This window comes from Mycobacterium sp. E1214, assembly GCF_001666755.1.
Taxonomy (GTDB): Bacteria; Actinomycetota; Actinomycetes; order Mycobacteriales; family Mycobacteriaceae; genus Mycobacterium.
This window is the reverse complement of sequence record NZ_LZJC01000039.1, coordinates 58043-76565: the sequence shown is the minus strand read 5'-3', so window position 1 is coordinate 76565 and position 18523 is coordinate 58043. Positions and strand designations below refer to the sequence as shown.

Here is an 18523-nt window from a genome sequence, read left to right as displayed (position 1 = left end):
CCGACGGCGTCGAGGGACGACCGAGAAGGGAGCTCGAGGCGATGAGGATGTCACGGACGGTGACCGCCGGCGTGGTGGCGACGACGGCGCTGGCGGTGTCGTTGACGGGCTGCTCGAAGCAGTCGTCTTCGACGTCGACGTCGCCCTCGAAGTCGGGAACTGCCACCTCATCGGCCGCGGGCGCGGCGCCGACCTCGGCCGCGCCCGGCGGCGCGGCGGGACAGCCCGGGGACTACACCAAGTTGCTCATCCAGGCGGGCGACATCAGCGCGCCCGTGCCCTTCACCGCCGCCCCGCCGACCAACAACCCCAACGGTCAACCGGGCGTCGCCACCACATTCAAGGACGACGACGGCAGCCACGCCATCAAGGACACCATCCTGGTGTTCACCGACCCGGCGGCCGCGACGGACGCGTTGAACGCCGCGAAGGGCCAGCAGGGCGCAGCGGTGAAGGACCCCTCGTCGCAACCCGCCACCGTCGGAACCGGCGGCACGTCGCTGATGGGTAACTCCCCGGACCACTCGAAGGGCGTGGTGATTCTGCTCTTCACCGAGGGCAAGGCGCTTGTCACCCTCGAATTCGACGGGCCGCCCGACACGTTGGCGCCTCCGGACTTCGTCAACGACGTCGGCCAGAAGCAGGATGCCGTCGTCAAGAAGGGGCTTGGCGGCTAGCGGTACGCTGCGGGCGGCGGGAGACCCCATGGACGTCATCAACGGCATGCCGGCTCACGCCCTGCTGCTGCACTTCGCCCTGGTTCTGGTGCCATTGACGGCGGCGCTGGAGATCGTGTGCGGTGTATGGCCGGCGGCCCGGCGAGGCCAAACGCTGTGGCTCACGGCGCTGTTCGCCGTCGCGACCTTGGTGCTGACGTTGCTGACCGTCAACGCGGGCCAGTGGTTGTATGACCGCAGCCCGCAGCACAGTCCCATCGTGCGCGAACACGCGTCGTTGGGCAGCACGATGAACTACGTCGCCGCCGCGCTGCTGGCGGTCGCGGTGGCGCTGGCGGCGCTGCGCGTGGTCGAACGACGATCGGACAAGCGCCGGGTTGCCGCCCGCCTCGTGGTGGCGATCCTCGCCCTCGCCGTGGGGATCGCGTCGATGGTGCAGATCTACCGTGTCGGCGACGCGGGCGCGCGCGCGGTGTGGGGCGACAACCAGTCGGGTTGAGCGCAGTCGGGTTGAGCGCCAGAATCAGCCGGTCGGCGTGAGCGAGAACACGCGGAATCGCCGTGCCCCCGCCATGTCCTGGGTGAGCTGGTAATTGGGCCACTGCCCAACCACCTTCGCCCACGCTTGGTCGCGCTCCTCGCCGGAGAGCAGGCGCGCCGTCGCGACGAACCGGTGGCCGTGCTTGCGCAGCGTGATGCGTTGCGCCGCTTTGATATTCGCCGACCACGACGGGTGCCGCTCGCGGCCCCAGTTGGATCCCACCAGCAGCAGCCGGTCGCCGTCCGGGACGTACTGCACCGTCGCGGTGCGAGCCAGCCCGGTCTTGCGCCCGGACACGGTGATTCGCACGTTGGGCAGGCCGACGACGTCCAGGGCGCCGAAACGCCCGCCCGTGACGAATCGAAGGAAGGACTCGAGCGCTTCGGTGAGCCGCGCGCCTCTGAGCAACAGCCAGCGGTACACGGTCGGGTTGCGAGCCACCCGCTGCAGCGGATTCATGGGCACGACTGTATTGCGCGTGGTGGTGGCCGCGGGCGTCAGGCCGACGAAATCCTGGCGAAATTGCGCCCGCCGCGCACGATTTCGTGGCGATCGCGGGAGCGCGCCCGCGCGTTGGGCGGCCGAGCGCGGCCATCGGCACACCGGTCACCTTAATTAAATAAATTGCTTGATTTAACCCAAGCGACGGTGTTCACTGAGGCGGTGACCGCCCCGCGGATGGCTCGTACCGATCGATCGCTCGGCACGCGGGAGACGATCCTGTCCGCCGCCGAGGTGCTGTTCGCCGAGCGGGGCATGTACGCCGTGTCGAACCGGCAGATCAGTGAAGCGGCCGGGCAGGGCAACAACGCCGCGGCGTGCTACCACTTCGGAACCCGCACCGATCTGCTGCGGGCCATCGAGAGCAAACACCGCGAACCGATCGAGAAGCTGCGCGCGCAGATGCTGGCCACCGTCGTCGACTCGACCGACCTGCGCGACTGGGTCGGGACGCTGGTTCGCCCGCTGACCGATCACCTCGCGGCGCTGGGGACCCCCAGCTGGTATGCGCGCTTCGCCGCCCAAGCCATGGCGGATCCGGCATACCGGCAAGTGGTGACCAGGGACGCGCTGGCGTCACCGTTGTTGGTGCAGACGATCGACGGCATTAACCGCTGCCTGCCCGAGCTGCCCCGGCGGGTGCGCTCGGAGCGGATGGTGATGGTGCGAAACCTGTTGATGCACACGTGTGCCGAACACGAGGGCGCGCTGGCCGAGCACGGGCCGCGATCCCGCTCCGCGTGGCCGGTTGCCGGTGAAGGCCTCATCGACGCCATCGTCGGGCTGTGGCGCGCGCCGGTGCACGTGGGCCCGGCGGGCGCCCCGCCATCCACCACCACAGCGGGCGATCAACGAGGAGCGCGATGACCGACATCTCCACCAGCACGACGATTCCCGAGTTCCCGATGACGCGCGCGCCCGGCTGCCCCTTCGCGCCGCCTCCGGGAGCGTTGCGGCTCAACGCCGATCGACAGCTGAGCCGGGTGCGCATCTGGGATGGCAGCACGCCCTGGCTGATTTACGGTTACGAGGCGATCCGCTCCTTGTTCACCGACTCGCGCACCAGCGTCGACGACCGGTTGCCCGGTTACCCGCACTGGAACGAAGGGATGCTGGCGACCGTGCACGCCCGGCCGCGCTCGGTGTTCACGTCGGACGCCGAGGAGCACACCCGGTTCCGCCGAATGTTGTCAAAGCCATTCACGTTCAAGCGCGTCGAGGCGCTACGGCCGGCGGTGCAGCACATCACCGACGACCACATCGACGCGGTGCTGGCCGGGCCGAAGCCGGGTGACCTGGTCAGCGGCTTGGCGTTGCCCGTACCGTCGCTGGTAATCAGCCAGTTGCTCGGCGTGCCGTACGAGGATGCCGACTTCTTCCAGGCTCAGGCCCACCGCGGCATGGGCCGCTACGCCACCGCGGAGGACACCGCGCAGGGCGCCGCCTCGCTGGCCAAGTACCTCGCCAACCTGGTGCGGGCCAAGCGAGACGACCCCTCCGAGGACTTGGTGTCCGACCTCGCCGAGCGGGTCAACGCCGAGGAGATCAGCGTGCGCGAGGCCGCCCAACTGGCCACCGGCGTGCTCATCGCCGGCCACGAGACGACCGCGAACATGATCAGCCTCAGCATCGCCGCGCTGCTCGAGCACCCGGATCAGCTGGCGCTGCTGCGCGACACCGATGATCCCAAGGCCATCGCCGTCGCGGTCGAGGAATTGATGCGCTACCTGAGCATCATTCAGACCGGGCAGCGGCGCATCGCCGTCGAGGACATCGAGGTGGGGGGTGAGACGATCCGCGCCGGCGAGGGCATCATCCTCGACGTTGCCCCGGCCAACTGGGACGTCCGGCAGTTCACCGACCCGGACCGGCTGGACCTGACCCGCGAACAGGGACCGCACGTCGGCTTCGGCTACGGCCGCCACCAGTGCGTGGGCCAGCAATTGGCGCGCATGGAGTTGCAGATCGTGCTGCCCACGCTGCTGCGCCGCGTCCCGACGCTGCGGCTGGCGGTGCCGCTGGTCGACCTCCCGTTCAAGCACGACGCGCTGGCCTACGGCCTGTACGAGCTACCCGTGACATGGTGAGGGCCGACGGCTGCCCGTCGCTTACTCGGCAAAAGCCAAACCACTTGCGCCACACCAGCTTCAGGGGCATCAGCGCGGCATTTCTTGTCGGTGGCCTCCGCTAGCTTCGAGGTGTGAGTCTAGACCGTGAAGCCTTATCGGCGGCGCTCGACACCATCGACGCCGCGATGGTGCAGTTGGTCGACCACGACTCGGACGCCTTGGCCACCCGCGAATACCTGGCGTTGTTGCGGCGCTGCGAGAAAATCCGCCGCCGGCTGCCGGCCATCGAACACCCGCTGATCAACAGCCTGGCCCGCCAAGGCACGCCGGAGGAGCTCGGCGGCACCCTGTCGTACGCGCTCGCCGAGGCGGCGTTGATCAGCCGCGCCGAAGCCTCGCGGCGCATTCGGGAGGCCGCCGACCTGGGCCCGCGGCGCGGCCTGACCGGTGAACCGTTGCCGCCGGCGTTGGCCGCGACGGCCACTCGGCAGCGCGACGGCTCGCTCGGGCCCGCGCAGGTGGCGGTAATCCGCAACTTCTGTCACCGGCTGCCCGGCTGGATCGACGCGCCCACGCGTGACGAGGTCGAACGCAAGCTCGCCACCGAGGGCACCCGATTTCGGCCCGAGCAGTTGGCCGAATTGGCTACCGTCCTGACCGATTGCCTCAACCCCGACGGCAGCTTCACCGATGAGGACCGGGCACGCCGCCGCGGTGTGAACCTGGGCAAGCAGGGGCGCGATGGCATGTCGGAGTTGCGCGGCTGGCTGACCCCGGAGGCGCGCGCCACGCTCGAGGCCGTGCTGGCGAAGCTGGCGACCCCCGGAATGTGCAATCCGGACGACGAGGCGCCGTGCGTCAGTGGCTCTCCCAGCGAACAGGCAGTCGAGCGGGATGCCCGCAACGTCGGCCAGCGTCAGCACGACGCCGTAAACGCGGCGCTGCGAGCGCTGCTCGCGTCCGGTGAGCTCGGCCGCCACAATGGGCTGCCGACATCGATCGTGGTCAGCACGACGCTGAGCGAATTGGAGGCGGCGGCCGGCCGCGGCCTCACCGGCGGCGGGACCATCCTTCCGATGAGCGACGTGATCCGGTTGGCGCGGCACGCGCGGCACTACTTGGCGATCTTCGACAAGGGCAAGGCCCTGGCGCTGTATCACACCAAGCGACTCGCCTCCCCTGCGCAGCGAATCGTGCTGTACGCGAAGGATCGCGGCTGCTCGGCTCCGGGCTGCACCGCGCCCGGTTACTACTGCGAGGTCCACCACGTCACCGACTGGGCCACATGTCACACCACCGACGTCGACGACCCGACCTTCGCCTGCGGACCCCAGCACCGCCTGTTGCGCCCGGGTGGTTGGACCACCCGCAAGAACGCCAACGGCGACACCGAATGGATTCCGCCGCCGCACTTGGACTATGGGCAGCGGCGTATCAACACGTTCCATCACCCGGAGAGGTTGCTCCAAGATGCGGGCAGGGACGAAGACGAGCCTTAGCCGACGAGCCCTAACGCCAGGCGCGTTCTGCCAGAGCGGCGTCGAGCAGATCGCCCACGTCGTAGCGCTCCCACGCACACAACAGGTTTGACAGCATCTGCAGCGGCGCGCGCACGCCCTCGTGCGCCCTGATCCGAGGATCGGTGCGCGAGCGCGGCATCGGGTCGAAGCGGTTGCGCAGCAGTGCGGGCACGTCCAGCAACCAGGCGGTGCCCATCGCGGCTGCGTAGAGCAGCGTGTGACGGCGCAGGCGGCCCGGGTCGAGGCCGGGTCCGCCGCATCGGTGAACCTCCGCGACGAACAGGCCCAGCAGGTCGTCGAGATGCGTTGTCCACAAATCGGTTTCCGCAGCGGACATGGCCCCCCATATCGCCATGCCCATGTTCATCTGGCCGACGCAGCCCCAGTCCAACAGCCCGCAGCGCAACTGGCCGCCCGCGTCGCGCCAGAACCAGGCGTTGTCCACGTTGGCATTCCAATGGCACAGCGCGACGTAGTCGTCGTCGGCGGCGAGGCCGTGCAGCAGCGCGTCGGCGTGGCGCACGACGCGCGGCACCTCCTCGCGCAGCCTGGCGATGAAGTTCGGTGCGCCGACCTCACTCGGCAGCAGCCCGGGGTGGTCCTGGGCCAGTTCGGCGACCTGGTCCACCCGCCGCCGCACCGTGTCCGCGGGCATCGGTGCCCGCTGCCCCACCGTCGCCGCCCGCACATCGACGGGAAAGTGCGCCAACAGGTCGGCGGGCAAGCCCCCGGCGCGATGCGCGCCGGCCAGCCTCGCCAGCGCCGTCAGCAGCGCCCGGTAGTGCCCGAGGGCGTCGGGCATCTCGTAATCGAGGCACTTGTGATACTGGCGTTCGATACCGTTCGTGCCGAACGGGATTCGCTCGGTGATGAGGATGCCGGTGCCGGTGCCGCGGTGATAGTCCGCGAATTGCGCGGTGGGCACCGCAATGGGAAATCCCGGCGTGCGGGTCAACACGGCGAACCGGACCTCCGGTTGCATCTGGGATTTCCCCACGTCCCGCAGGGGGCTGTCCAGGTCGCGGGAGAACTTGACGAATAGCTCGGTGGACAATGATGTTGTGTGGCCACAATATTCGACGTCCAACGCGACCTTGCGGCCCGTGCTGCCGCCGGGGAATTCCTCGAACCCGACGATGCGCGAGACGGCGTCGGCGTCCCCGAGCACCCCGAAGGCCCGGAAGGCGTCGGTGAGGAACGCCGCGCCACCGTCGCGCAGCGTCACGGGATCGGCGGGTATCGGCAGGCCGAACTGGTCGCCGACCACCCAGTGATCCGGCATTACCAGGTCTGCTCGGCGGCCCGCACGAGCATGTGGTTGACCGCGACCCGGCGGTCGCGCGTCACCATGAACAGCACCGCGTCCGCGATGTCGTCCGGACGCAGCTTGACCATCCCGGCGGTCTGCTTGGCGATCGCCTCGCGCGACGATTCCGCCAGATGATCGAAGATCTCGGTGTCGACGGTTCCGGGACCCACCACGCCGACGCGGACCCGCTTGCCCAACACCTCCTGGCGGAGGCCCTCGCTGAACGCGTTGACGCCGAACTTGGTGAGCGAATAGACCGCCGTGTTCGGGCGGGCGGCCCAGCCGGCGGTGGAACTGATGGTGACCACGTCAGCGACCCCGCGGGGTGAGTCCGCGGCGGCGTCGATCAGGTGGGGCAGCGCGGCTCGGGTCGCGTAAAGGACACCTTGCACGTTCACCGCGATCATGGTGTCCCAGTCCTGCAGCGGCGCCTCCGCCGCGGGGCCGGATCGCATGGTGCCCGCGTTGTTGACCAGCGTGTCCAGGCGGCCCCATTCGGCGACGGTGCGCTGCACCGCGGCGGCCATCTGGTCGGCGTCGGTAACGTCGGCCGGTAATACCAGCGCCGTCCCGCCGGAAGACTCGATCTCGGAACGGAGTTCAGAGAGCCGGTCGCTCCGTCGTGCCACCAGCGCGACCGCAGCCCCCTGCTCGGCCAGCGCCCGCGCCGTCGCCGCGCCGATGCCGCTGCTGGCGCCGGTGACCAGCGCCACGGTGTTCGCCAGAGTTTGCCTCACGTGTTGCCCTCCCCTGCGGCCACCCGGGGCGGTGCCGACTCACCCACTATGCCGTGTAGAAGCCCGTGTAGAACGTAGTCCGTGTGCTCGCCGATGTCGGGGGCGCCGCGCGAGATGCGCGCCGGGTCGCGCGTCATCCGCCAGGACGGCCCCAGGACCGGACGCTGACCCTCCCGGTGGTCGCTGACGAACCGATACAGTTCGCGGTCCCAAAGCCGTTGATCCGCAATGACATCGAGCGCGGTGGCACTCTTTTCGGCCGGCACGCCCACCGCGCGCAGTTGTGCGGCGAGCCGGTCGGCGTCCTGGGCGGCGGTCAGTCGCGCCAGTTCGGCGTCGAGCGCGTCGGCAGCGCGCCGCCGGTCGGCCCTCGTGGCAAAACGCGGATCGCCGGCCAGCGCCGCGGCGCCAAGTACCGCGCAGAGCCGCCGCCACTCGGCGTCGTCGGCCACGGCGATGGTGATCCAGCAACCGTCGGTGCAGGGGTAGCAGCCGTGCGGGGCCATGTCCGGGTGGCTGTTGCCGCCCGGCTCCATGCGGTTGCCGGTCAGATCCTGTTCCAGCAGGCTGTCGCCGATCATCGAGGACAGGGTCTCCACGGCCGAGACGTCGACGAGTTGCCCCGCCCCCGTGCGCTCCCGATGCAGTAACGCGACCAGCGCGGCGTACGCGGCGGCGGCGCCCACGGTGGAGTCCCCGTAGCGCATGCTCGCGCCGAGCGGCGGGCCGCCGCGGTACCCGACCAGCGACGCCAACCCCGAAAGGGCGGAAAAGCAGGGCGCGTAACCGGTTTGGTGGCCCAGTGGCCCGTCGTTGCCCCACATCTTGATCGACACCGAGATGATGTCCGGTTTGAGCCGGGCCAGCTCCCGGTATCCGAGCCCCTGGCGCTCCATCGCGCCGGGCCGCAGATTGTTGATCACGATGTCGCTGCGGGCGATCAGGCCGTGCAACGCCGCCATGCCCTCGGGGGATTTGATGTCGAGGTCGACGCTGAGTATCTCGGGGTTGATGCTCAGGAAGAACGGCGCGTGGTTGACGTCGGTGCCGCCGTAGGCGCGCATCTCCTCGGGCATGGTCGCTGTCTCGACCTTGATCACCTCGGCGCCCAGCAGCGCCAGCAGCTTGCCCGCGTAGGGGCCCGCCCACACCTTGGTGAGCTCGACGACCCGCACGCCCTGCAGCGGGCCGCCACGCGCCTCGAGCGCGGGCTTGAGTTGCGGCGAGTGCACCGAGGGGGCCGCGTGCGGCACGGCCAGCCGCTGCAGCACGGTCGCGGTGTGCTGACCGAGAGTCGGCGCCGCCGAGTGCAGGCGCGCCGGGGAGGCGCTGAGGGCGTACGGGACGGTGGGGTACGCCGCCTCGCCGAGCACCGGGTGGCACACGGCGCGGAAGAATCCCCGGTGCCGGTACTGGGGAGACCGGCGCAGGTCGGCGGCGCCGTTGACGGCAACCAGCGGCACGCCCAGCCGCTGGGCCCGTTCGGCGGCGGAGTCTTTGCGCTGCACGGCCACCCAGCGCGCGAACCCCCGCCGGAAGGCCGCGACCTTGCGCGGCGTGACCGCGAATTCCAGCCAGTCATCGTCGAATTCGTCCAACCACGCGGGGTGGTCCAGCAACGCCTTGACGCCGAGCCAGTGCGCGCGGCTGGTCATGTAAAGGTAGACGAATCCGTCGGTACACGCGAAGAAGGACGCGGGCCCCGCCTGGTCGTAGTCGTCGCGGGTGCCCGCGGCCGGGACCTCGCCCGTGACGAACCGGCCCAGGATACAGTCCGCACGCGAGGCCAGCACGGCCTGCTGCGAGACGTCGATCTGCTCGCCGTGACCGCGGTGCATGCGTCCGAACAACGCCGCCGTGATGCACAGCGCGGCGTCCAGGCCGCCCTCGTAGTCGGCAAGGAAGCGACCCGGCCCCTGTAGCGGCGGTAGCTCCGGGTCGGCGTGGCTGGGCGTGTGATAGCCCCAGCCGCTGGCGTGAAAGACGTTGATGCTGCGTGCGTTTCGGTACTCCTCGGGCGCGTCGACCCCGAACGGGGTGATCGTGCAGAAGACCACGTCCGGGTGCGCGCCGGCCAGCGACGACGCTTGATCGTCGATGACCGCGTCCGCCGTCCCGATGAGCTGTTGACGGCGCGGGTCGCCGGCATCGAATTCGACGGACTGCTTGTTGGTGTTGAGGTAGGCGAACACGACGCTCGCGTCGGGCCCGCGGCCCTCGCCGACGATGGGAGCGAGCGCCCGGGTGGGGCTGCCACACCCGGGCGCCTCGATTTTGATGACCTCGGCGCCGAAGTCGGCCAGCAGCTTTCCGCAGTACTCCCCCGCGACCGAGCCCGCCAGCTCGACGACCCGGAAGCCCGTCAGCGCCGACATGCGCGCTCTCCTGACGCGGTCAGGGCTTCGCGCGCCCCGAGCGGCTCAGGCGCCACTCCGGCGGGAAGTTCAGGTCGTTGTCCTTCACCACATTGTTGAGGCCCTTTTCGAAGGTGCCGCCGGTGAGGTCGACCTCCTCGGCGTCGTTTTGAATCATCGGCAGCATGCCCTCGACCATGCCGGTCAGCAGGCTGCCGAAGTACTCGCCCTTGTGCTGCTTATAGAGCTCCAGGAAGGTCTTCTGCACCGCGACCGTGTCGGTCGGGCGGGACTTCGAGCACGCCAGCGCGTACTTGTGCGTCTCGGCCTCCAGCTGGTCGCGCGGCACGACGCTGTTGACGAAGCCGCAGTCGTACATTTCCTTCGCGCTGAACGGTCGTCCGGTGAACAGCATTTCGGAGAACTTGCGCAGGCCCATCGTCTCGGCCCACCACCACAGCCGCGGTCCCCAGCCCACGTAGCGGAAGGCCGGGTGCCCGAACAGCGCGTCGTCGCTCGCCACCACCAGGTCGGCGTCGCCGGCCTGATAGAAGTGCCACCCGTAACAGTAACCCTTGGCCTCGATGATGCTGATCTTGCGCAGCTCCTGCAGCGGGCGGTTGCCGGCGCGCGCCTTGGCGTAGAAGTCGGTGACGGTGGACAGGTACCGGTAGGAGCCGCCGGGCGGGTACTTGACGTCGTCGTCGTTGATCGCGAGCTCGTGGTGCAGCGGCAGGCCGGGGTTTTCCAGCATCGGCCGCTGCTCGGGCAGGTCACCCCCGCTGCCGAAATCCTGCCCCTCGCCGCGGATCACGACCACCTTGACTTCGTCGTCCACGTTGCACTTGTGGATCAGGTCGGCGTAGTTCTGCCGCATGCCCAGGCTGGCGGCGTTCTGGGCGTCGGGACGGTCGAACGTGATGTAGGCGATCCGGTTCTTCTTGTCCTTCTCGAACCTGATGTATTGCTCGGCTTCCTTCTTCAACTTCTCGTAGTCGAATTCAGGCATGAGCTTTCTCCACTTCGTTGTGATGAGTTGAGTTATTTGAGCAAGCTGCCCGCGTCGACGGGAAGCGAAACGCCTGTGACATAGCGTGATTCGTCGGAGGCGAGAAACAGTACGGCATTGCTGATGTCGATGGGTTCGACCCACGGCACCGGCAGCGTGTGCATCATCTGGGAGAAGGGCGCGAAGTCGTCGGGCCCGGGGTTGGCAAGGTCGGGGCGGAACAGCCGAAACGTGTTGTCGTTCATGACCATCGTGGTGCTGACCTGCGTGGGCAGCACGGAGTTGACCCGAATCATGTGCTGACCGAGCTCGACGGCGAAGGCCCGCATGAGCCCGATGACGCCGTGCTTGGCGGCCACGTAGTGGCCGGTGTTCTGGTAGGCCTTGCGGCCGCCGACCGAGCTGGTGAGCACGATCGAACCACCGCGTCCGCCCGACAGGATGTGCGGAACGCCGGCCTTCACGGTGTGCCACACACCGGTCAGGTTGATGTCGATCATGTCCTGCCAGACGTTCTCGCGAATCTTGTGCAACCTGCGGCCGTCGGTGCCCACGCCCGCATTGGCGACGATGATGTCGAGCCGGCCGAGCTGTTCGACCCCGTCCTCCACCGCGGCCTGCAACGCGTCGTAATCGCGCACGTCGACCTGCGCGGTGACGATGCGCCGGTCCAATCCCTTGACGAGGTCGGCGGTTTCGGCGAGGTCCTCCGGTGTCGAATGCGGGTAGGCCAGGTTCTCGATGGGTCCGCACACGTCGATCGCGATGATGTCGGCGCCTTCTTGGGCCAAGCGCACCGCGTGGCTGCGGCCCTGGCCCCGGGCGGCGCCGGTGATGAAGGCGACCTTGCCGGCGACGCGGCCGTCGACCCCACCGGTCATCAGGGCACCAACGTGGGCAGGGTCTCCCAGCCCCGCACCGACGAGGTCGGGCTCAGGGTGGCGTTGGCCAGGTCGAGTTCCCACTCCGGGAAGCGTTTGAGTATTTCCTCCAGCGCGACGCGGCCTTCCAACCGCGCCAGCGCCGAACCGAGACAGAAGTGGGCGCCGACGCTGAAGGTCAAGTGTGGCCGGGCGGCACGATGGATGTTGAAATCGCCTGCATCGGGACCGAATTGGCGCTCGTCGCGGCATGCCGCCCCGAGCAGCATCAGCATCACGCTGCCTTGTGGCACCGTTTGGTCGTAGATGGTGACGTCGCGGGTGACGTAACGGGCCATGTGCGGCGCCGGCGGTTCGAAACGGAGCAGCTCCTCGATCGCCTGGGGGATCAGCGCGGGGTTCGCCACGAGGTCGCGGCGCTGGTCTGGGTGCTCGGCGAGAACCTTTCCGGCCCAGCCGATCAAGCGGGTCGTGGTTTCGTTGCCCGCCCCGGCCACCACGTTGAGGTAGACGAGAATCTCTTCGCGCCGCAACCGCCGGGTGGTGCTCGTCTCGTCGACGAATTCGACGTTGAGCAGCTCGGTCATGATGTCATCGGACGGGTTGTCGGCGCGCCAGTCGATGTAGGCCTCGAACTGTTCACCCACCGACAGGCCGTGCTCGGCGGCGCTCATCGGCCGACCCGGCTCGGTTCGCAGTTGAGCGTTGCCGCGATCCCGGATGTACTCCTGGTCGGCTTCGGGTATCCCCAGCAGCGCGCTGATGACCTTCATCGGCATGATGGCCCCGAGATCGGTGACGAAGTCGAACCGCCCCGAACCCACCAGCGGATCCAGCGATTGCGCGCAGAAGTCGCGGATCATCGGTTCCAGCGCGGCGATCTTGCGGGGGGTGAACATCCGCGACAACAGTTTGCGGTGCACGTCGTGGATCGGCGGGTCTTCGAAGATCAGCATGCCCGACGGGATCTCGAGGTTGGCCTTGATCAGTTCCATGATCACGCCCCGGGCGGAGCTGTAGGTCTGGTGGTCGATGATCCCCTTGTTGACGTCGGCATAACGGCTCAGCGCATAGAAGTCGTATTCGTCGTTGTAGTACAGCGGCGCCTCGTCGCGAAGGCGCTTGAACATCGGATACGGGTCCGCAATGAGTTCGACGTCGTAGGGATCGAACCGGACGTGGCTGTCGGTGCTCGTTGTCACGAAATATCTCCTCGCGCTGCCGTTTCCGGGCGCCCGCGCTACCTACACCAGGGCTGACGCTGCCAGTGTTGCAGCGCTGGATTCGGTTCGGGCAATTTGTACACTCCGCTTAATTGCGGCGCCCCGCCAATGCGCACCGGCTTCGCAGAAAAGCGGTCGAGAACATGGAGTAACTCTATTCTCGTAGAGAACCATACAGCGGACTGCCATGGCAAGACCCGAAGCACCGCGTGTCGGAACCACGGTCAGCCGCGACGCGCCGCCCGCGGGCCGGGCCCCGTCGTGGGGCCGGCGGCCCGGGTCAGCCGCCCCTTGTCACGGCTCTTGAGAACCCCGGTCGCGATGGCCGCCAGGGTTGCGTCGAGTTGTTCGGGGCTGTCGATGACGCGGTCGCCGTGCGCGAAGCGTTGCAGCAGCCCGTTGATGAAGGTCAGCGTGACGTTGCTGAGGTCTTCGACCACCGCCGGGTCCAGCTGCGCGCCGTGCGGCATCAGGTGCACCAGGATTTCCTGGTGCAGTTTGGTAAAGGCATCCGTGGCTTGCTGCAGGATCGCGGCCAGCGCCGGGTCGCGGGTGGCCTGCATGGTCAGCTCGTAGCGCGCCCGGGTCCGCAGCAGTTGCGGGCCGTTGCCGGCCTGGATCACCACCTGAGACAGCCGCGAGGGCGCGGGATCGCCGGCGGCCGGATCGGGACTGTCGGCCACCGCCTGCAGCTCCGCAAGGTCGAGTTCGGCGAGCCGTTCGGCGACCGCCCGCAGCAACGCCGATCGGGTACGGAAGTAGAAAGACGTCGTCCCGTCGGGCACGCCGGCGCTGCGGTCGACCTTCAGATGGCTCAGCCCTTTGGCCCCGTCGTCGGCCAATAACTGAATCGCCGCATCGCATAGGTCGCGTCGGCGCTCCGCGGGGTTAGGCTTTCGTCGCTTGTCCACGTTGAATCTCAGACCGAGACACTACTCTATATTCGTAGTGTCGGCAAAGGGCTGCCGCTCGATGAATCCGCACGCCGAACAGAACAGATGACTTCCTCGGAAATGCCGGCAGCGGCGCGGCGAAAGCTTTTTCGCGTGAATACCGACTCCAGGTACCGGCGACCCGCGACGGAAGTTCACGGCGCGCGGGCCCCACGCCGGGGATTTGCCTGCGCCGGCCTGGTCGTCGCGGCGGTCTGCGGTTGCGCGCCCGCGCATCAGCCCCCGCACCCGTCCACGTCCACGTCGCCCAGCCCGCCGACGACGACCCACGCCACGACGGCCGCGACCGCCCCCGCACCGCCGCCGGCGCACATCGCGCCGCTGCCGGTCCGACCCGTCATCAAGTCGCAGCCGACGATCGGCGGCAAATGCCCCGCGACGAACCCGGCCGCCCCGGTGGGGCCCACGGCCGCCCTGACCACCTGCGATCTCGACAAGACCACCGTCTACACGCTCGGCCCCGAAACCTTGCAGCTCGGGCTGATCCACGTCGACCCGCCGAAGTCGCTGACCTCCGACTTCTATGAGGTCACGCTGATCCTGGACGCGCCGTCGGCCACCGCGTGGGCCGCCTTCACCGCGGAGCACCTGAAGGACCACGTCGCCTTCATCCGCGACAACCTCGTGGTGGAGGCTCCGATCATCGAGGAGCCGGTCTCCTCGGGGCGGATAGCGCTGACCACCCAGACGGCGCGGGACGCGGACCGGCTGGCGCAGCTTGCCGGCCGCACCGCATGAGATTCCCTGGGCCGCAACCGGTCAGCGGGGCGGCCGGCGGGCGAAGGCCGGCGCATGCTCGGGGCGGACGCCGACCCCGACGAAGTACGCGGGGACCGCGGACAGCCACGGCAGCCGTCGCAGCGCGGTGAACAGGACGGCCGGGGGCACCGGGGCGGATCCGCGGAACAACCGCCTGAGCAGGGCGGCCTGCAGCACCCGCTGCACCGCCTGCGTCACCGCGGCCGGGAAGGCCCGGCGGCGGCGGACGGCCGCCAGATCGCGGTTGGTGACCCGCCCGCGCAGCAGCGGCTCGGCGAGGATCGTGGCCGCGGCGACGGCGTCCTGGATGGCCAGGTTGATGCCGACACCGCCCAGCGGTGACATGGCGTGGGCGGCGTCGCCGATGCACAGCAGGCCGTCGGTGTGCCAGCGGCGCAACCGATTCACGCGGACGTCGAGGTGTTTGACGTCGTCCATGGACTGCAGCGCGGCCACCGAGGCCGGCATGTCGGGCAGCAACGCGGCGAGGTCCCGGCGGAACGCCTCGAGGCCCCGCGCGCGCAGCTCCGCATCGGTGCCCTTCGGCCCGATGTAGGCGACCTGGTTGTAGTCCTCGCGGGGTATCACTCCCAACGCCTTGCCCGGGCCGAGGCGCGGCAGAAAGGAGTGCTCGGTGGTGCCCTCCCTCGGTAGCTTGAACCACCAGACGTCGAACCCGACCGGGTACTCGCGGGCGCGCAGGCAGGCCTCGCGGCGCACGACCGACCACCGGCCGTCGCACCCCACCGTCAGGTCGGCCCGCAACTCGCCGGGTCCGTCGTCGCCCACATAACGCACGCCGGTCACCCGGTCGCCTTCGCGCAGCAGGCCGGTCACCTCGGTCCGCATCCGTAAGCTGAAAGACGGCTCAGCTCGGGCGGTTTCGGCGAGCAGATTGAGTAGATCCCATTGGGGCACCATCGCGATGTACCGGTGCGGTAGGTGGAGACGCTCGAAGTCCAGATAGGTCACCGAACGCCCACCCGATTCGAAGGTGCCCCTACGCAACGGGCTGTAGGGCAGTGCGGCGAACCGCTCCCCCAGGCCCAGTTCGTCGAGGAGCCGCAGCGTCGTCGGATGCACGGTGTCACCGCGGAAGTCCCGCAGGAAGTCGCCGTGCTTTTCCAGCAGGGTGACAGCGACGCCCGCCCGGGCCAGCAGCAACCCGAGGACCATTCCGGCCGGGCCGCCGCCGACGACCGCGCAGGTGGTTGTCTCGCTCATCAGGCTCCCAGCTTAAGCGGTGGACCGGCCGTTAACGTTCGGCCTCGAACACCGACACCGGCTCCAGCAGCACGCCGGTGTCTTCGACGTACCGGTCCCACAGCTCCAACAGCTCGGCCAGCTTGTCGGGCCGAGCCTCGGCCAGGTCGTGCACCTCGCCACGGTCGGCCGACAGGTCGTAGAGCTGCCACGCGCCGGTCCCGTGCGGCACGGGCAGGTACAGCGCCTTCCAGTCACCCTGTCGAATGGCGCGGCGCCCGAACAACTCCCAGCCGGTGCCGGTGTCGGCGTCGTGCACCGTGTCGACGCTCCCCGACAGATAGTCCACCAGCGATCGACCGCGCATCGGCGCCACCTCGCGCCCCCGGTAGGACGTGCCGGGGTGCGCGGCGCCGGCCAGTTGCAGGATCGTCGGGGCGATGTCCATGACGGTGCTGAACGCGGTGCCGATCTCTTGCTGCCGGGCGAAACCCGGCCAGGTGACGAAGCCGGTCACCCGGATTCCGCCTTCGGTGGTGAAGGCCTTGTGCAACCGCGACGGCGCCGTGGCGGCTTGGGCCCACCGCGGCCCGTACCAGATGAACGAGGAGGGCTTGCCGAGGTTGTCGAGGCTGTTGTCGCAATGCTTTTCGATCTGAGCGGCGATCTGCGCCCCGCGCAGTGGCATCGCCTCGACGATAGCGCCTTCGGCACCGTTGTCCGACAGGAAGATGACCACGGTGTTGTCGAGCTCGCCGGTCCGTTCCAGGTAGTCGACGACGCGGCCGACGTTGTAGTCCATCCGGTCGACCATGCCGGCGTAGACCTCCATGCTGCGGGCCGACACCGCGCGCTGCTCGTCGGTCATGTCGGCCCATTCCGGGGCGCCGTCCGCGACCACCGGATGCGGCTCGACGTCGGGCGGGCACAGGCCCAGTCGCTTGAGCGCGGCCAACCGTTCGTCGCGCAGCGCGTCCGGGCCCTCGTCGTAGCGGCCCCGGTATTTCGCGATCGACTCCTCCGGCGCCTGCAGTGGCCAGTGCGGCGCCTGGAAGGGCAGGTAGGCGAAGAAGGGGCGGTCGTCGTCGGGGGACCGCTCGTCGAAATACCGCAACAGGGTGTCGGCGTAGGAGTCCGACGAGTAGAAGTCGTCACCGACGGTGACGAAGTGATCGTCCTCGGTGTACAGAGTCGGCACCGGCGAGAAGCCCCGCGCCGCCGAGCCGCCGTAGTGACTGGCGCCGGCGGGCAGCAACGCGAACGAACGCTCGAAACCCCTTGCCCACGGCGAGGTTTCGAGGGTGTGGCCCAGATGCCATTTGCCCGACATCAGCGTCAGGTAGCCGGCGTCGCGCAACAGTTCCGGCAACGCGACGACTCGGTCGTTGAGATAACCCTCGTAGCCCGGCGCGCCGCGGAACGCCGGCCCGGCGACCTCGAGCATCGTGCCGATGCCGGCGATGTGGTGGTCGGTCCCCGTCAATAGCATGGCCCGGGTGGGCGAGCAAGCCGGTGCGGAATGGAAGTCGGTGAACCGCACCCCCGCGTAGGCCAGCCGGTCCAGATTGGGCGTCTGGATCTCGGCGCCGAACGCGCCCAGGTCGGAATACCCGAGGTCATCGGCGACGATCACGAGGAAGTTGGGTCGTTTCACGGTCAAGCATCCTGCCAGGTCCGGGTGCCGGGTGGAATGCTGGCGCGGCGGCGCGCCGTTATGGTCAAGGCGGCGCCGCCCGCGCCGCCTCCAGCGTCGAGAGGACGACCAGATGTTGGCACAGTTCGGGATGTCCATGCCGCTGATCGCCGCCCCGATGTCGGGCGGCCCAACCACGCCCGCGATGGTGTCCGCCGCCCATCGCGCGGGCGGCCTGGGCCTGCTCGCCGCCGGGTACAAGACCGTGGAGGCGGTCGAGACGGAACTCAAAGCCGTTCGCGCCGAGGGCATCCCGTACGGAATCAACGTGTTCGCGCCGAACCCGCTGCCGATCGACCCTGGTGCGTACCGGGACTACGCCGCGATCATTCAACGCGAGGCCGAGCAGTTCGGCTTGACGCTGCCCGCCGACCCGGTCGAGGACAACGACTTCTTCGACGAGAAGATCGCGCTGTTGCTCGACGACCCGGTGCCGCTGGTGTCGTTCACCTTCGGCATTCCGCCGGGCACGGTGATCGCCTCGCTGCGCCGGGCCGGCAGCGTGGTGGCCCAAACCGTCACCACGGCCGAGGAGGCTGCGCTGGCGCACGAAGCCGGCGCCGACATGCTCGTCGTGCAGGCCGCGACCGCGGGCGGGCACTCGGGGACGCTGTCGCCGCGGACACCGCTCACGCCGGTGCCGATCGCCGAGCTCGTACGGCGCGTGACCGCGGCCGTGCCGTTGCCCGTCCAGGCCGCGGGCGGCCTGGCGACGCCGCAGGCGGTGGCCGAGGTGATCGACGCCGGCGCCAGCGCCGCCGTCGTCGGCACGGTGCTGCTGCGCGCCGACGAGAGCGGCGCCTCCGCAACGCACCAGGCGGCGCTCACCGACCCGGCCCGCACCGAAACGGTGCTGACGCGGGCGTTCACCGGCCGTCCCGCCCGCGGGCTGCGCAACGCGTTCATTGATGCCCACGAGGCGCAGGCCCCGTTCGGGTACCCCGCGCTGCATCACCTGACCAGCCCGCTGCGCAAGGCCGCGGCCGCCGCGGGGCAGCCCGACCTGGTGCACCTGTGGGCGGGCACCGCGTACCGGCACGCCACCGCAGAACCGGCCGCCGACATTTTGCGTAGGTTGGCGTCCGCACTCTGAC

The 18523-nt window shown here is 69.1% G+C and carries 17 protein-coding genes; 7 read left to right on the top strand and 10 right to left on the bottom strand.

Going from position 1 to position 18523, the window contains the following annotated elements; translation table 11 throughout:
* Positions 1-41 precede the first annotated feature (41 nt).
* Together A5700_RS04905 and A5700_RS04900 are read left to right on the top strand one after the other, a co-directional pair.
* A complete protein-coding gene (locus A5700_RS04905) occupies positions 42-677 on the top strand; it encodes a hypothetical protein (protein WP_068075489.1) in 636 nt (211 codons plus the stop codon).
* A gap of 28 nt (positions 678-705) precedes the next feature.
* A complete protein-coding gene (locus A5700_RS04900; RefSeq protein ID WP_068075491.1) occupies positions 706-1176 on the top strand; it encodes a DUF2231 domain-containing protein in 471 nt (156 codons plus the stop codon).
* A gap of 24 nt (positions 1177-1200) precedes the next feature.
* Here the strand turns inward: A5700_RS04900 and A5700_RS04895 are convergent, their stop codons facing one another.
* The gene (locus A5700_RS04895; RefSeq protein WP_068075494.1) at positions 1201-1677 is read right to left on the bottom strand and encodes a nitroreductase family deazaflavin-dependent oxidoreductase; all 477 of its coding nucleotides are present in this window, start codon (positions 1675-1677) and stop codon (positions 1201-1203) included.
* A 189-nt stretch (positions 1678-1866) separates the two neighbouring features.
* Between A5700_RS04895 and A5700_RS04890 the strand changes: the two genes are divergently transcribed.
* The 3 genes from A5700_RS04890 (at position 1867) to A5700_RS04880 (ending at position 5287) form a co-directional block, all read left to right on the top strand.
* Positions 1867-2586 carry a TetR family transcriptional regulator gene (locus A5700_RS04890; RefSeq protein WP_068075498.1) on the top strand — a complete coding sequence of 240 codons (720 nt, stop codon included), beginning with the start codon at positions 1867-1869 and terminating at the stop codon, positions 2584-2586.
* Positions 2583-3806, top strand: coding sequence for a cytochrome P450 (locus A5700_RS04885; protein ID WP_068204488.1), 1224 nt, complete (start codon positions 2583-2585; stop codon positions 3804-3806). Before A5700_RS04890 ends, A5700_RS04885 begins: the two co-directional genes overlap by 4 nt.
* A 167-nt stretch (positions 3807-3973) precedes the next feature.
* The gene (locus A5700_RS04880; RefSeq protein ID WP_082960449.1) at positions 3974-5287 is read left to right on the top strand and encodes an HNH endonuclease signature motif containing protein; all 1314 of its coding nucleotides are present in this window, start codon (positions 3974-3976) and stop codon (positions 5285-5287) included.
* A 10-nt stretch (positions 5288-5297) separates the two neighbouring features.
* Here A5700_RS04880 and A5700_RS04875 read toward each other — a convergent pair whose 3' ends face one another.
* The 7 genes from A5700_RS04875 to A5700_RS04845 all read right to left on the bottom strand — a co-directional run bounded on the left by A5700_RS04875 (position 5298) and on the right by A5700_RS04845 (position 13732).
* Complete coding sequence (locus tag A5700_RS04875; RefSeq protein ID WP_068069304.1) at positions 5298-6590, bottom strand: hypothetical protein; 1293 nt, start codon at positions 6588-6590, stop codon at positions 5298-5300.
* The gene (locus tag A5700_RS04870; RefSeq protein ID WP_068069301.1) at positions 6590-7354 is read right to left on the bottom strand and encodes an SDR family NAD(P)-dependent oxidoreductase; all 765 of its coding nucleotides are present in this window, start codon (positions 7352-7354) and stop codon (positions 6590-6592) included. Before A5700_RS04870 ends, A5700_RS04875 begins: the two co-directional genes overlap by 1 nt.
* Positions 7351-9729 carry a CoA transferase gene (locus A5700_RS04865; RefSeq protein WP_068069296.1) on the bottom strand — a complete coding sequence of 793 codons (2379 nt, stop codon included), beginning with the start codon at positions 9727-9729 and terminating at the stop codon, positions 7351-7353. The genes A5700_RS04870 and A5700_RS04865 overlap by 4 nt, the downstream gene beginning before the upstream one ends.
* Positions 9730-9748: 19 nt before the next feature.
* On the bottom strand, positions 9749-10717 hold the full coding sequence (locus A5700_RS04860; protein ID WP_068069293.1) for an enoyl-CoA hydratase/isomerase family protein: 969 nt from the start codon (positions 10715-10717) through the stop codon (positions 9749-9751).
* A 32-nt stretch (positions 10718-10749) separates the two neighbouring features.
* Entirely contained in the window at positions 10750-11598 is an 849-nt protein-coding gene (locus tag A5700_RS04855; RefSeq protein WP_068069290.1) for a mycofactocin-coupled SDR family oxidoreductase, read from the bottom strand.
* The gene (locus A5700_RS04850; protein WP_068069288.1) at positions 11598-12800 is read right to left on the bottom strand and encodes a cytochrome P450; all 1203 of its coding nucleotides are present in this window, start codon (positions 12798-12800) and stop codon (positions 11598-11600) included. Before A5700_RS04850 ends, A5700_RS04855 begins: the two co-directional genes overlap by 1 nt.
* 245 nt (positions 12801-13045) lie before the next feature.
* Positions 13046-13732: a TetR/AcrR family transcriptional regulator gene (locus A5700_RS04845; RefSeq protein ID WP_068069286.1), complete on the bottom strand. Its 687-nt coding sequence runs from the start codon at positions 13730-13732 to the stop codon at positions 13046-13048.
* Between the two features lie 219 nt (positions 13733-13951).
* Between A5700_RS04845 and A5700_RS04840 the strand changes: the two genes are divergently transcribed.
* Positions 13952-14512 carry a preprotein translocase subunit SecD gene (locus A5700_RS04840; RefSeq protein ID WP_068069325.1) on the top strand — a complete coding sequence of 187 codons (561 nt, stop codon included), beginning with the start codon at positions 13952-13954 and terminating at the stop codon, positions 14510-14512.
* Between the two features lie 21 nt (positions 14513-14533).
* Here A5700_RS04840 and A5700_RS04835 read toward each other — a convergent pair whose 3' ends face one another.
* Complete coding sequence (locus A5700_RS04835) at positions 14534-15757, bottom strand: FAD-dependent oxidoreductase (protein ID WP_068069283.1); 1224 nt, start codon at positions 15755-15757, stop codon at positions 14534-14536.
* Positions 15758-15788: 31 nt separating this feature from the next.
* Positions 15789-17390 (bottom strand): arylsulfatase, encoded by a 1602-nt coding sequence (locus A5700_RS04830; RefSeq protein ID WP_068069280.1) that lies wholly within the window; start codon positions 17388-17390, stop codon positions 15789-15791.
* A 112-nt stretch (positions 17391-17502) separates the two neighbouring features.
* Between A5700_RS04830 and A5700_RS04825 the strand changes: the two genes are divergently transcribed.
* Entirely contained in the window at positions 17503-18522 is a 1020-nt protein-coding gene (locus tag A5700_RS04825) for a nitronate monooxygenase (protein ID WP_068069277.1), read from the top strand.
* Position 18523 lies beyond the last annotated feature (1 nt).